This is a genomic window from Bowmanella denitrificans (genome assembly GCF_039522935.1).
Classification (GTDB): domain Bacteria; phylum Pseudomonadota; class Gammaproteobacteria; order Enterobacterales; family Alteromonadaceae; genus Bowmanella; species Bowmanella denitrificans.
Genome location: NZ_BAAAEI010000010.1, coordinates 161837 through 174452, shown reverse-complemented (window position 1 = coordinate 174452; position 12616 = coordinate 161837). Strand labels below are relative to the sequence as shown.

Annotated in this window: 13 protein-coding genes and 4 tRNA genes; 14 read left to right on the top strand and 3 right to left on the bottom strand. The window is 50.2% G+C overall.

Translation table 11 applies throughout. From position 1 onward, the window contains the following. Positions 1 to 5 precede the first annotated feature (5 nt). Positions 6 to 1262 (bottom strand): glutamyl-tRNA reductase, encoded by a 1257-nt coding sequence (gene hemA, locus ABD028_RS10345; protein ID WP_343844702.1) that lies wholly within the window; start codon positions 1260 to 1262, stop codon positions 6 to 8. 125 nt (positions 1263 to 1387) lie between these two features. Between hemA and lolB the strand changes: the two genes are divergently transcribed. The 12 genes from lolB to ABD028_RS10285 all read left to right on the top strand — a co-directional run bounded on the left by lolB (position 1388) and on the right by ABD028_RS10285 (position 9042). Next, the gene (gene lolB / locus ABD028_RS10340; protein ID WP_343844700.1) at positions 1388 to 1978 is read left to right on the top strand and encodes a lipoprotein insertase outer membrane protein LolB; all 591 of its coding nucleotides are present in this window, start codon (positions 1388 to 1390) and stop codon (positions 1976 to 1978) included. Next, complete coding sequence (gene ispE / locus ABD028_RS10335) at positions 1963 to 2820, top strand: 4-(cytidine 5'-diphospho)-2-C-methyl-D-erythritol kinase (RefSeq protein ID WP_343844698.1); 858 nt, start codon at positions 1963 to 1965, stop codon at positions 2818 to 2820. Before lolB ends, ispE begins: the two co-directional genes overlap by 16 nt. Positions 2821 to 2973: 153 nt before the next feature. Continuing rightward, the gene (locus ABD028_RS10330; protein WP_102798423.1) at positions 2974 to 3921 is read left to right on the top strand and encodes a ribose-phosphate pyrophosphokinase; all 948 of its coding nucleotides are present in this window, start codon (positions 2974 to 2976) and stop codon (positions 3919 to 3921) included. Between the two features lie 102 nt (positions 3922 to 4023). After that, positions 4024 to 4401, top strand: coding sequence for a hypothetical protein (locus ABD028_RS10325; protein WP_146027228.1), 378 nt, complete (start codon positions 4024 to 4026; stop codon positions 4399 to 4401). A 131-nt stretch (positions 4402 to 4532) separates the two neighbouring features. After that, complete coding sequence (locus tag ABD028_RS10320; RefSeq protein WP_102798421.1) at positions 4533 to 5162, top strand: 50S ribosomal protein L25/general stress protein Ctc; 630 nt, start codon at positions 4533 to 4535, stop codon at positions 5160 to 5162. A gap of 5 nt (positions 5163 to 5167) precedes the next feature. Beyond that, positions 5168 to 5752 (top strand): aminoacyl-tRNA hydrolase, encoded by a 585-nt coding sequence (gene pth / locus ABD028_RS10315; protein WP_102798420.1) that lies wholly within the window; start codon positions 5168 to 5170, stop codon positions 5750 to 5752. 14 nt (positions 5753 to 5766) lie between these two features. Further along, positions 5767 to 6858, top strand: coding sequence for a redox-regulated ATPase YchF (gene ychF, locus ABD028_RS10310; RefSeq protein WP_102798419.1), 1092 nt, complete (start codon positions 5767 to 5769; stop codon positions 6856 to 6858). Between the two features lie 309 nt (positions 6859 to 7167). Continuing rightward, a tRNA-Met gene (locus tag ABD028_RS10305) sits at positions 7168 to 7244 on the top strand. A gap of 5 nt (positions 7245 to 7249) precedes the next feature. Then, positions 7250 to 7334, top strand: a tRNA-Leu gene (locus tag ABD028_RS10300). Positions 7335 to 7337: 3 nt separating this feature from the next. Further along, positions 7338 to 7412, top strand: a tRNA-Gln gene (locus ABD028_RS10295). A gap of 27 nt (positions 7413 to 7439) precedes the next feature. Continuing rightward, a tRNA-Gln gene (locus tag ABD028_RS10290) sits at positions 7440 to 7514 on the top strand. Positions 7515 to 7644: 130 nt separating this feature from the next. After that, positions 7645 to 9042: an alanine/glycine:cation symporter family protein gene (locus ABD028_RS10285; protein ID WP_102798418.1), complete on the top strand. Its 1398-nt coding sequence runs from the start codon at positions 7645 to 7647 to the stop codon at positions 9040 to 9042. Between the two features lie 4 nt (positions 9043 to 9046). Here the strand turns inward: ABD028_RS10285 and ABD028_RS10280 are convergent, their stop codons facing one another. Together ABD028_RS10280 and ABD028_RS10275 are read right to left on the bottom strand one after the other, a co-directional pair. Next, a complete protein-coding gene (locus ABD028_RS10280) occupies positions 9047 to 9733 on the bottom strand; it encodes a hypothetical protein (protein ID WP_343844691.1) in 687 nt (228 codons plus the stop codon). Between the two features lie 183 nt (positions 9734 to 9916). Continuing rightward, the gene (locus ABD028_RS10275; protein WP_343844817.1) at positions 9917 to 11077 is read right to left on the bottom strand and encodes an FAD-dependent monooxygenase; all 1161 of its coding nucleotides are present in this window, start codon (positions 11075 to 11077) and stop codon (positions 9917 to 9919) included. Between the two features lie 201 nt (positions 11078 to 11278). Between ABD028_RS10275 and ABD028_RS10270 the strand changes: the two genes are divergently transcribed. After that, positions 11279 to 11563 carry a hypothetical protein gene (locus ABD028_RS10270; protein ID WP_343844689.1) on the top strand — a complete coding sequence of 95 codons (285 nt, stop codon included), beginning with the start codon at positions 11279 to 11281 and terminating at the stop codon, positions 11561 to 11563. Between the two features lie 86 nt (positions 11564 to 11649). Then, the gene (locus ABD028_RS10265; protein WP_343844687.1) at positions 11650 to 12501 is read left to right on the top strand and encodes a DMT family transporter; all 852 of its coding nucleotides are present in this window, start codon (positions 11650 to 11652) and stop codon (positions 12499 to 12501) included. Positions 12502 to 12616: the final 115 nt, after the last annotated feature.

The window sequence follows — 12616 nt, the reverse complement described above, 5'->3', positions numbered from 1 at the left end:
TTTTCCTAAATCTTTTCCAATCCCAGAGCCCGTTGTAACAGGTTGAGACTATTTGTATCCTGGCTTAGCGCTGCTTCCTTAATAGCCTGGGTTGGCGCATGGATCAGGCTGTTGGTTAGTTTGTTTGCCAGCTCGACAATGACGTCCTGCGGGTCTTTGCCATCTGCCAGTTGCTTGAGCGCGCGCTCCTGCAACTTAAATTTATTTGCTTCACTTTGGGCCCGATAGTCCCGCACCAGATCCATCGATGCTTGGGCGCCATGCCATTGAAGGAACTCTTGCACCGCCAGGTCTATCATCTGCTCGGCTTTTTGCGCGGCACTTTGTCTGGATGCCAGATTCTGCTGCACAATCTGTTGCAGGTCATCTACCGTATAAAGATAGGCGTCATCCAACTCCGCCACTTCAGCTTCTATATCTCTGGGCACAGCAAGATCCACCAGAAACATAGGTTGATGGCGACGATTTTTCAGTGCTCTTTCCACTACACCTTTACCCAGAATCGGTAACTGGCTGGCTGTGGAACTGATCACAATATCGGCTTCTGCCAGGTGCTCTGGTATTTGCGCCAGGGTGATGACTCTTGCACCAATGGGTTCAGCCAGTTCCTGAGCCCTGGCAAGGGTACGATTGGCCACCAGCATACTTTTTACCTGCTGTTCATGCAGATGGCGCGCCACCAGCTCAATGGTTTCACCGGCCCCAATCAGCAGGACTTTAATTTTGTCCAGAGAAGAGAAAATATGCTTGGCCAGTTGCACCGAGGCATAGGCCACAGAGACAGCATTGGCACCGATATCCGTGTCTGACCGCACTTTTTTGGCCACCGCAAAGGTCTGTTGAAACAGTCGCTCAAAACCACTGCTTACCATGCCGCTGTCTTTGGCGCTGACAAAGGCTTGCTTCACTTGTCCGAGAATTTGCGGCTCGCCGAGTACCAGTGAGTCCAAACCACTGGCCACACGCATCAGGTGGCGGATTGCATCCTGCTCCTGATATACATAACTGTTGGGTTGCAGACTTTGCTGCTCGAGATTATGGAAGTCGGCCAGCCAGGCCAACAAAGCCTGCTGTTGCTGAGCATCAAGCTGGGCATATATCTCTGTGCGATTACAAGTGGAAAGAATCACCGACTCCTGACTGCCAAGTTCATTTCGAAGTGACAATAAGGCGTCAAGCTGCGCATCCGCCGAAAACGCCACTTTCTCTCGGACATCCACAGGAGCCGTGTTGTGATTGATACCGAGTGCAATTAGGGCCATGTGGGTGTTTAGTGTCTTTACGCGCCAAGGATTACGGCGTGGCATTGTACGCAAAAGCCAAACCTATTGAAAGCACCGGGCAATCTGTGTTCCCATAGCGGCCATTCAAGACCCGGATTTCGTCAATGTTCCGTTCGTTTTTTTGCCTTTTAGGTGCTTGTTTGTTGCTCAGCCTGTTGAGTGCCTGCACCACCCGCCCGGATGTAACCTACTCCGTTGACGCCAAAGCCAATCAAATCAAGCTGCAAAACCTGCACAGCTGGCGTATCAATGGCAAATTGGCCTACCAAGGTAAAGAAGAGCGTTTCAGTGCCACCTTAAACTGGCAGCAATCGCCAGACGAGTATGAATTGGGCCTGAGCAGTTTTATCGGTACACGTATTTTGACATTGCATAAAAACGGTGCACTGGTCACGCTGGAATACGAAGACAAAGACTATCAACACCAAAATGCCAGTGAACTGTTATACGAGTTAACCGGCTGGCCCATTCCGGTGGAGCAAATTCCCCTGTGGATCAAAGGCCAGGTTTCACCCGATACCCGACCGCTGTTTTCTGACAATGGTCTATTACAACAATTAAATACCGCACAGGGATGGCAGGTAAATATGAGCGACTACCGGCCAACTGGCGCCTACATTTTGCCCTACAATCTGGAACTTAAGACCCCTACTGAGCTTATTAGAATTCGGGTAAATACATGGCAAATCAACTGATCTGGTGGCCGTCTCCGGCCAAGTTAAATCTGTTTCTGCATATCACCGGACGACGCCAGGATGGTTACCATCATCTGCAAAGCTTGTTTCAATTGCTTGACCAGGGAGACCAGTTAGCCTTTGAAACCACCACCAATGGTGCCATTCAACTGATGACCCCACTGCCCGGTGTCGCCGATGAAGATAATCTTATTGTTAAAGCGGCCAACTTACTGAAGCAGTATTGCCACGTTAGTCAGGGCGCCAACATCTGGTTAGACAAACGGTTACCTATGGGGGGCGGTATCGGCGGGGGGTCGTCCAATGCCGCCACCACCCTGGTGGTGCTCAATACTCTGTGGCAATGTGGCTTGACACTTGAGCAGCTTGAAGCGCTTGGGTTGCAGCTTGGCGCTGACGTGCCGGTCTTTGTACATGGCCGTACCACCTTCGCCAGTGGCGTCGGTGAACAATTTGTCGATACCGAACAACCAAAGCATTGGTTTCTGGTGGCCAGCCCCGGTGTGCATATCGCCACGGCAGAAATTTTCCGCCATGCCGAACTTCCCAGAAACACCCCCACTATGCAGTGGCAGGATTATCATTTTGATAGCACGGCTAACGACTGCCAGACTTTGGTGTGCCAATACCATCCTAAAGTTGCAAAGCTGTTACACTGGTTGTTAGAATACGCGCCGTCGCGAATGACGGGCACGGGTTCCTGTGTCTTCGCCGTATTTCCAGACCAATCCCAGGCCGTGAAAGTCCTGCAGGCAATGCCGGCAGAATTCGCAGGGTTTGTTGCTCAAGGGGTCAATATTTCTCCTTTGCACAGTCAACTTGAGCAATGGAAAAACGGCTAGACTTAATGCGTCAACCAGTTGCCAAACAGAAAAATGGGGTCAGGGTAAAATTACACAGCCGGGATTTGTCAGACAACACCTGTGAATACGTGAATTTTACCCTGACCCCATTTTTTTGAACCTTGTTATTGATAGCCTACTGAGGATCCTACTGTGCCGGATATGAAGCTATTTGCTGGTAATGCCATACCAGAACTCGCCCAGAAAGTCGCCGACCGACTCTACACCAAACTGGGCCATGCCAGTGTAGGACGATTCAGCGACGGCGAAATCAGTGTCGAAATTCACGAAAACGTGCGCGGCTCTGATGTCTTTATTATCCAATCCACCTGTGCTCCGACAAACGACAATCTGATGGAACTGATTGTGATGATCGACGCTTTGCGCCGCGCATCTGCAGGGCGTATTACCGCGGTTATCCCTTACTTTGGTTATGCCCGTCAGGATCGCCGTGTACGCAGTGCCAGGGTGCCGATTACCGCAAAGGTCGTGGCTGACTTTTTATCTAATGTTGGCGTAGACCGTGTATTGACAGTGGATTTACACGCAGAGCAGATTCAGGGCTTCTTTGATGTCCCAGTGGATAACGCCTTCGGTACACCGATTCTGTTGGAAGACATGCTGGAGCGCCAGTTTGATAACCCTGTGGTGGTATCACCGGATATCGGTGGCGTAGTGCGTGCCCGGGCCCTGGCCAAAGTGATGAATGATCTGGACCTGGCGATTATCGATAAGCGTCGTCCAAAGGCCAACGTTTCCCAGGTGATGCACATTATTGGTGATGTTCAGGACCGCGACTGCATTATTGTTGACGATATGATTGATACCGGCGGCACACTATGCAAAGCGGCGTTGGCCCTTAAAGAGCATGGTGCCAAACGGGTCTTTGCTTATGCTACTCATGCAATATTCTCAGGTAATGCAGCGCAGAACCTGAAGGATTCCGTTATCGATGAGATCGTTGTCACAGACAGTATCCCGCTGTCAGCAGAAATCCGGGCGCTGGACAAAGTTAAGCAACTAAGTTTGTCGAATATGTTAGCTGAGGCTATCCGCCGGGTTAGTAACGAAGAATCCATCTCCGCTATGTTTGAATACTAATTGCAAACAGCAAGATGTAAGAAAACCGCATGCCTATGCGGTTTTTTTTATGCCCTTGATTCAGTATTGTATACTGCTTCAAACTTAGATTAGGGACAGCCCATGCGAAGAACACTCTGCTGGTTATTTGTTGGTCTGCTGGCGGCATGTCAGGCACAGAGCACACAACCTGTCACTGCCACTAAAAAGGAGGTAGACATGAAAAATGACGCCAATAAAGTGCAGAAGCTTAAGTTTACCGGTACGGTGAAATACAAAAGTTTCGAAGGCGGCTTTTATGCTATCGACACCGCGGATGGTGGCAAGTACCACCCTATGGGGCTAAGTCAGGAGCATAGACGTGACGGTTTAATTGTCGAAGTTGAAGCGCAAACCGTCCCGGATCTGCTGACCATCCAACAATATGGTACCCCGATTAAAATCCTGAGTATTAAAGTGCTGGATGACAGTCAGATATCCAATAAAGATAACCGTATGTAAGCCCCCTCCAGATTCTCCTTATCCTTGTCTCTGCCAAACAGTGGTGGTAGAATTCGCCGCCTTTTTTCTAAAGGTATTTATCATTTGTGGGATTTTGGTCGCGAAATTCCACCCACTATTTGGAGTAAATTATGTCTGAAGCGATTTTTAATCTGGATGCAGAAGTCCGCACAGACCTGGGGAAAGGTGCGAGCCGCCGCCTGCGTCGTGAAGACAAAGTACCTGCTATCCTGTACGGTGCTGGCGAAGAGCCTGTTTCTTTGACTCTTGAGCACAACAAAGTGCTGCAAGCCCAGGAATTCGAAGCCTTCTACAGCCATGTTCTGACCTTGAACATTGCCGGTAAAAAAGTAGAAGCCCTGGTCAAAGACATGCAGCGTCACCCTTACAAGCCAAAAGTCACGCACATTGACTTTTTGCGTGTTGACGCCAAGCAAGCCCTGACCACCAACGTACCTTTGCACTTCATCAACGAAGACAAAGCGCCTTCAATCAAAACTCACGGCGGTCATGCTGAGCACCATGTTGCAGATGTAGCCATCAGCTGCTTGCCTGCCAACCTGCCAGAGTTTATTGAAGTTGACCTGATTGCGGTTGAACTGGGTCAAACTCTGCACTTGTCTGATCTGAAGCTGCCTAAAGGTGTAACGCTGGTTGAACTGGCCAAAGGTGCCGATCACGACCAGGCCGTTGTGACCGTTAAGGCTGCTAAAGGCGCTTCTGCTGCTGAAGGCGAGGAAGAAGCCAAGACTGAGGAATAATCCTCTTGGCTGATATCCAGCTGATCGTGGGCCTGGGCAATCCAGGTCCCGAGTACGAAAAAACCAGGCACAATGCAGGTGCCTGGTTTGTTACTGCCCTCGCCCGCCAACATGGCATTTCCCTGAATTTGGAAAACAAATTTTCCGGCCTTACCGGACGCGGCACTATTGCCGGTCAGGATGTGCGCTTGCTGCTTCCCCTGACCTTTATGAATCGCAGCGGCCAAGCCGTTGGCGCGATGGCTAATTTTTACCGGATCCAACCGGCAAATCTGCTGGTGGCGTTTGATGAGCTTGATCTTCCACCGGGCATTGTACGATTGAAAACCGGCGGCAGTTCCAGTCAGAACGGCATCCGCGATATTGTTGCCAAATTAGGCAACAATAAAGATTTTCACCGCTTACGCATTGGCATAGGCCATCCCGGCGATAAACAAAAGGTTACCGGGCATGTACTGGGTAAAGCGCGTAACGAAGAACAACAACTTATCGATGCGGCTATTGACGAAGCCATACGATGCACCGACATATTGCTGAAAGACGGGATGACCAAGGCGATGAATCGCCTGCACTCGTTTAAAGCGGAATAACTTGAGGAATCAACATGGGTTTTAAATGTGGCATAGTGGGCTTACCCAATGTGGGTAAATCCACCTTATTTAATGCGCTGACCAAAGCCGGAATTGAGGCAGCCAACTTCCCATTTTGCACAATAGAGCCCAATACCGGCGTGGTACCCGTGCCGGATACCCGTTTGGATGAACTGGCCAAAATAGTCAATCCACAACGCGTCATCCCCACCACCATGGAGTTCGTGGATATCGCCGGCTTGGTAGAAGGTGCCTCCAAAGGTGAAGGTCTGGGTAACAAGTTCCTGGCCAATATCCGTGAAACTGATGCCATCGGCCATGTAGTGCGTTGCTTCGACAACGACAATATCGTGCATGTGGCTGGCAAGGTGGATCCCGCCGGTGATATTGATGTGATTAACACCGAGCTGGCCCTGTCAGACCTGGAAACCTGCGAAAAGGCATTGCTACGTGTAGGCAAGCGTGCCAAAGGTGGAGACAAGGACGCCAAATACGAAATGCAGGTGTTGGAAAAGATCAAACCTTACCTGGATGAAGGCAAAATGCTGCGCATGGTCGCTCTTGAAAAAGAAGAGCTGGCGGCCATTGCCTACATGAACTTTCTGACCCTCAAGCCCACCATGTACATTGCCAACGTCAATGATGATGGCTTTGACAATAACCCTTACCTGGATAAAGTCAGGGACATTGCCGCCGCCGAAAACGCCGTGGTCGTGGCCGTGTGTGCCGCCATCGAATCGGAAATTGCCGAGCTGGATGATGAAGAGCGCCACGAATTTATGGCAGATATGGGCCTGGAAGAGCCAGGTCTGAACCGTGTTATTCGCGCCGGTTACAGCCTGCTGAGCCTTAATACTTATTTCACCGCTGGCGTGAAGGAAGTGCGGGCCTGGACCTTTCCAATCGGCTCCACTGCCCCTCAGGCGGCAGGAAAGATTCATACGGATTTTGAAAAAGGCTTTATCCGCGCTGAAGTCATCGGTTTTGAGCACTATGTTGAGTTCAAAGGCGAAGCCGGTGCAAAAGATGCTGGGAAATGGCGTCTGGAAGGAAAAGACTACATTGTTAAAGACGGTGACGTGATTCACTTCCGCTTCAACGTATAATGATAGAAACCCGGTTCGCCGGGTTTTTTAATGTCTTTTTCTGGCTGTCAGTAATTTTCTAATAGCCATCTCTTTAGCAGTGGCAGAAAACGCCACCGTTTTTGCCACTTTTGTTTTGCTGATAATCCCAATACCTTCAATCACTTTGTCAAACTAACGTCGATTTCGCGGATATTTTCACCCAACTGCGGAGAATTTACGCCGCAGTGAACAGATACTGAGCACTTGACACAAAGCTGTCAAAAAAGGGGTTGACGCTCCAAAAGAGGATCAGCATAATACGCGCCACTCAAGACGAGTACCGAAGATGGCTACGTAGCTCAGCTGGTTAGAGCACAGCACTCATAATGCTGGGGTCGCAGGTTCGAATCCCGCCGTAGCCACCATCAATGCGGAAGTGGTGAAATTGGTAGACACGCTGGATTTAGGTTCCAGTGCTTCACGGCGTGAGAGTTCGAGTCTCTCCTTCCGCACCATGTTGGGGTGTCGCCAAGCGGTAAGGCAGCGGGTTTTGATCCCGCCATGCGTTGGTTCAAATCCAGCCACCCCAGCCAATTTCTTCGGTATTGTTTTGACCCTTTTGGGGTATCGCCAAGCGGTAAGGCAGCGGGTTTTGATCCCGCCATGCGTTGGTTCAAATCCAGCTACCCCAGCCATATTAAGAAAAGCCGGTCTCTGACCGGCTTTTTGCTTTTTATCGCCCTTATCTTAGCCGTGCGGCTGGACAGTTGTTCGCAATCACGCCAGTATAGGCGTCCAGAAGTCCAATAAGAATGAAGAGCAACAGTGATCCACGACATCGTCTCCGCCGTTAACGGCGTACTCTGGGGCTGGCTACTCATTGCCATGCTAATTCTCGCCGGTATTTGGTTCAGCGTTCGCCTCGGTGGTGTACAGATATTCCAGTTTCGTCATATGTTCAGCCTGCTAAAAGGCAGCAGCCAGCATGATAAGGCCGGTATCAGTTCATTTCAGGCGCTGTGCACCAGTTTATCTGCCAGGGTTGGTACCGGTAATTTGGCCGGCGTGGCGGTGGCCATCTCTCTGGGCGGCGCCGGTGCCGTATTCTGGATGTGGGTGATTGCCTTTTTAGGCATGGCCACAGGCTTTGCAGAAAGCCTTTTAGGTCAGCTCTACAAAGTAAAAGATGCCAACGGCGAATACCGTGGTGGTCCGGCCTATTACATACAACAAGGGCTCAATAAGCGCTGGTTGGCCATCGCCTTTTCTCTGTGTTTATTTCTTGGTTATGGTTTTATCTTCAGTGCCGTACAGGCCAATTCCATTACTGATGCACTGAATCATGCCTATGGGATCCCAACCCTTAATGCTGGTGTGGTGATTATTCTGCTGGCCGGTGTGATTGTGATTGGCGGCTTGCGCGGCATTGCGCGTTTCTCCGAATGGATGGTGCCTTTTATGGGCATCAGCTATGTATTGGTCGCCATTGGTATCACCCTGCTGAATATCGAGCAGGTACCAGCCATGTTGTATAACATCATCACCTCGGCTTTTGGTTTACAGGAAGCGGCCGGTGGGGCCTTTGGCGCGGCCCTTAAGCACGGTATTCAGCGAGGTCTGTATTCTAATGAAGCGGGCTCTGGTAGTGTGCCTCACGCAGCGGCCAGCGCCACGCCCAATCCCAACCACCCCGCCAGTCAGGGCTATGTGCAGATGCTGGGGGTGTTTTTGGATACCATGGTGTTATGTACCTGTACCGCCATGATCATTCTGTTAGCTGGCGGCTCTCAGGGCGAGCATATGGAAGGCATTCGTATGACCCAGGACGCCATGGCCTTTCATTTAGGTGGCGGTGGCAATGATTTTGTCGCAGCTGCCATCAGTTTGTTTGCCTTCACGTCGGTGGTAGCCAACTACGCCTACGGCGAAAGTAACCTGCATATGTTTAAACTGGATAACAAAGCCGGTCGCAGTGTTTATACCGCAGGCTACCTAGCCATGATCCTGTGGGGCTCCATGGCGTCATTGCCCCAGGTGTGGGCCATGGCAGATATGGCGCTGGGCCTGATGACCGTTATCAACATCATCGCTATTGTGTGGCTGACACCGACCATAGTGAATGTCAGCCGCGACTACCTGGCGCAGCGCAAAGCCGGTCAGACCCCAGAATATCGACATGGCAACTGTGATATTCAGGGCCAAACCGAGCAATGGCGAAGCTAGATAATCAGTGAGTTATGTCTGATTGGGGTAGCAGTGCGATAGGCTGATCAGATAAAGGCATGATGCTGGCCACATTGGCATGTGGCAGCATCAGCACCTGCTGATTGTTTTTATCAAACAGCCATAAATACCGGCTAGTCGAGACGATAATCTGTACATCATCCAGGATCAGGTTGGTCGGCATTTCTTTTGGATAGCCTATGGCATATTGGGTAAAGACCTTAAAGCCAGGTCTTTTGCCCTCTTTTATACTGGCGCTGTCGGCCTGGGCTACGATCATCGCATACCAATAAAGAAAGAAGCCAAACATCAGTACAAACACCAAAAGTGGATTGAATTTGAAAAACGGCTTACTGGAAATATCAGAAAAACGGCAATACCAGCTCCATCGGCCTCGCAGTCGTTTATCCAGCATGTAGAAGCCATAAACCAACAGGCTGATACACAGCCAGGCTACCATTGGGGTGGGTTTAGCAATCACGGCTAAAAAGAAGTCTGCCAGCTCTATATGTTGAAGCCCATCAACCTCGAACTGAGCTAATAAAGCATGGATATACATAAGGCCACAAGTACTGGCCAACAGATATAGCACCGACAGAATTAACGCCGGATGTTGCCTGATATAGGCCATAGTATCAGAAAGATTACGGCCTAACTGTTGATAAAATTCTTCCGTGTTGTTGACCGACATGCAGATTTCCCAGGAGCCTATGCAATGAATTAACGCAAAGTTTACCCTGTAAATAAGCACTTGTATTTAAATGAATTAGCCTTAATTGTTCGGCTTAAAACATACCGCTAAGGCCCAGATTGCTTTTCCCACACTCCGAATACTCCAGCATTGAATACCCTGGGGCTGGTATTTTTATTGGTTTTAAAGCCCCATGGCGTAGCGGGTCACCTGTTTTTTCAGGGGCCCGGCACGCTGGGCCAATCCCAGCCCTAAATTGCGTAACAAACGAACGGGTGGCAAGGCGTTGCTGAAAGTCGCATACAACCCATCCATCGCCGTCATCATCAGCAGGTTGTCTTTGTAGCGTTTGCGCTGGTATCGCCCCAACAAACCATCAAGCTTACTACTGTCGTCCAGCCATTGTTTGTCGCCAAGTAGTTCCAACAAACAAGCAACATCCTTAAATCCCAGGTTTACTCCCTGACCTGCCAATGGATTAATGGTATGGGCAGCATCACCGGCCAGTACCATACGGCCCTGATAATAATGATTGGCATGCATTCGGGTCAGGCTGAAACTGGCGGTTTCCATCACACTAAAGTCCACCAGCTCATCAGGGAAGGACTGGCAGATCTGTGTTTTAAGCTGCTCAAAAGGCAACCTTTTCAGGCGTTTTACCTCATCAGCACTGTGATACCACACCAGCGAGGCATAACCGTCGAATAACGGCAGAAATGCCATGGGTCCGGATGGCGTAAACTGCTGCCAGGTAATATCCTGCATAGGGCTGTGAGTTTTTACCGATACTGCCAGGGCCTGCTGAGCATATTGCCAGCCATGGGTGGCGATACCGGCCTGCGTCCTGACCTTAGATGTAGCACCATCAGCGCCTATTAGCAGTTGGCATTGCAGCACAGTTTGGTCAGTCAGGGTCAGTTGCACATGCTTTGTATCCTGCCTGACTGACAGCAGTGCCTGTTCAAACCACACAACCGATTTATCAGCCATGGCCTGGTGTAAACCCAGTTGCAAAATACGATTTTCAATAATGTGACCCAGATGTGGGACATCCAGCTCAGTGGCCGAGAAGTCGGTTCTTCCCTGCCCTTCCCATACAGATAAGCGGCGGTAAGGGCAAACCCGCATACCTTGGATATATGGCCAGGCTTCCAACTGTTCCAGTAAGCGCTGAGACGCCAGACTAATAGCCGAGACGCGGATATCCGGCTGCTGTAGTCTGTCAAAAGGCACTGGCATATGAGGTTCCAGGACGGCCACTTTATAACCCAGTCTGGTCAACCCCAGGGCCAGTGCTGCCCCCACCATATTGCCGCCAGCCACCACAATATCAAAATCCTGCATGCCATCTTTTCCATGGTTCTTTGCCGACAAGGATAGCACGTTAAACCGACCTGTTTCGTCGCTCACTGACAGTTTTTCTTTGACTTGTAACAAGGCAAGGCCAAATAGCCCGTTTGACAAAAATGCTTACATCCTGACCACAACCTTTTTGCCAGTAGCAGCTACAAATATAACGAATGGTCATACCAACCGGAGCCGAACATGAAAGCACTCACTTCAGTAGCAATTGTCTGTTTAACCGTCAGCACTGCAAGCCTGGCCGCCTTGAATAAGGATGAGGAAGTTCCTCGCTATGTGTTTACCTATCAGTTAAATAAACCCACCAGCTATATGGAGTATCAATACCTGCTGGTAAAACAGGATATTGATGACAATCTGGAGCAGGATATTGACGATCAGGTGATGGGCGCTTTGGCCGTACAGGCCATGGTCAGCAATCCGCCTTTGGCTGGAACCTTGCCCACCGAGGAAACCGAGCAGCAATAAGTCGCCGCATTTATTTACGACAGTTGGCCGCATCCAGCACTGAGCTCTGTTAGAATAGCCGGTGAATTCCCTTCTAACGGTGTTGTATGCGTTCTCCCATGCTGCTCGGGGCCTTGTGCCTGATTGTGGCCGAAGCCTTATTTGCCGGGGTTGGCGCACTGGTCAAATATTTAAGTGACAGTTTAAGCCAATCGCAGTTGGTGTTTTTCCGCAACTTGTTTGCGCTGGTATTTTTAATGCCCTGGTTGTTCCGCGTCGGCCTGTCGGAACTGAAGACCGAGCAATTTGGTCTGCATTTACTGCGTTCCACCTCAGGATTAGTCGGTATGTATTGCTTTTTTTACGTGCTGGCTCATTTACCTCTGGCCCAGGCCATGATGGCCCTGTTGGTTGCCCCGTTTATCGTACCTATAATTGCTTTTTTCTGGCTCAAGGAACGTATCAGCCAGAAAAGTCTGATGGCCATTGGTCTTGGCTTTATTGGCTGCGCTTTTGTGCTGCGCCCCGAATCCGGCGGTTGGAATATTTATGTACTACTGGCGCTGTGCTGCGCCTGCTTTGTCGCATTCACTAAATGCACTATCAGAAAGATGTCAGGCTCTGAACCATCGGGGCGTATCGTGTTTTATTTTACCGGCCTGGCCACCGGTGTCTCGTTGTTCCCCTTGTTGTACAATTGGCAACCTATGCCAGATGCAGCCTGGCCCTGGTTATTGTTAATGGGGCTGATGGCGGCTATCGGTCAGTTGCTGATGACCAAAGCCTTCCAACTGGCATCGCCGGTGCGCATTGGCCTGTTAACCTACAGCAGTGTGCTGTTTGCTGCCTTTCTCGGCTACTGGTTCTGGCAGGAACCTGTCTCTGCAGGCTTACTGGCAGGCACCCTATTGATTATCTGGGCCGCCAATCTGACCATTCGGCAACGATGGTTGTGGTGATTAGCTGGCAACCTGCCGCCAGTGGCGGTAAAATACCCGGTTCATCACGGACCAAATTAACAAGGAAAGGCCCACTGCCTTTCTTTTTTACTTATTAGGGTTTTACTTAAGCAGT

Coding starts and splice junctions, on each gene's coding strand:
- lolB (WP_343844700.1), top strand. CDS start 1,388: ATGTTCCGTTCGTTTTTTTGCCTTTTAGGTGCTTGTTTGTTGCTCAGC.
- ABD028_RS10265 (WP_343844687.1), top strand. CDS start 11,650: ATGCGTTCTCCCATGCTGCTCGGGGCCTTGTGCCTGATTGTGGCCGAA.
- hemA (WP_343844702.1), bottom strand. CDS start 1,262: ATGGCCCTAATTGCACTCGGTATCAATCACAACACGGCTCCTGTGGAT.
- ispE (WP_343844698.1), top strand. CDS start 1,963: ATGGCAAATCAACTGATCTGGTGGCCGTCTCCGGCCAAGTTAAATCTG.
- ABD028_RS10280 (WP_343844691.1), bottom strand. CDS start 9,733: ATGTCGGTCAACAACACGGAAGAATTTTATCAACAGTTAGGCCGTAAT.
- ABD028_RS10325 (WP_146027228.1), top strand. CDS start 4,024: ATGCGAAGAACACTCTGCTGGTTATTTGTTGGTCTGCTGGCGGCATGT.
- ABD028_RS10275 (WP_343844817.1), bottom strand. CDS start 11,077: ATGCAGGATTTTGATATTGTGGTGGCTGGCGGCAATATGGTGGGGGCA.
- ychF (WP_102798419.1), top strand. CDS start 5,767: ATGGGTTTTAAATGTGGCATAGTGGGCTTACCCAATGTGGGTAAATCC.
- ABD028_RS10270 (WP_343844689.1), top strand. CDS start 11,279: ATGAAAGCACTCACTTCAGTAGCAATTGTCTGTTTAACCGTCAGCACT.
- ABD028_RS10320 (WP_102798421.1), top strand. CDS start 4,533: ATGTCTGAAGCGATTTTTAATCTGGATGCAGAAGTCCGCACAGACCTG.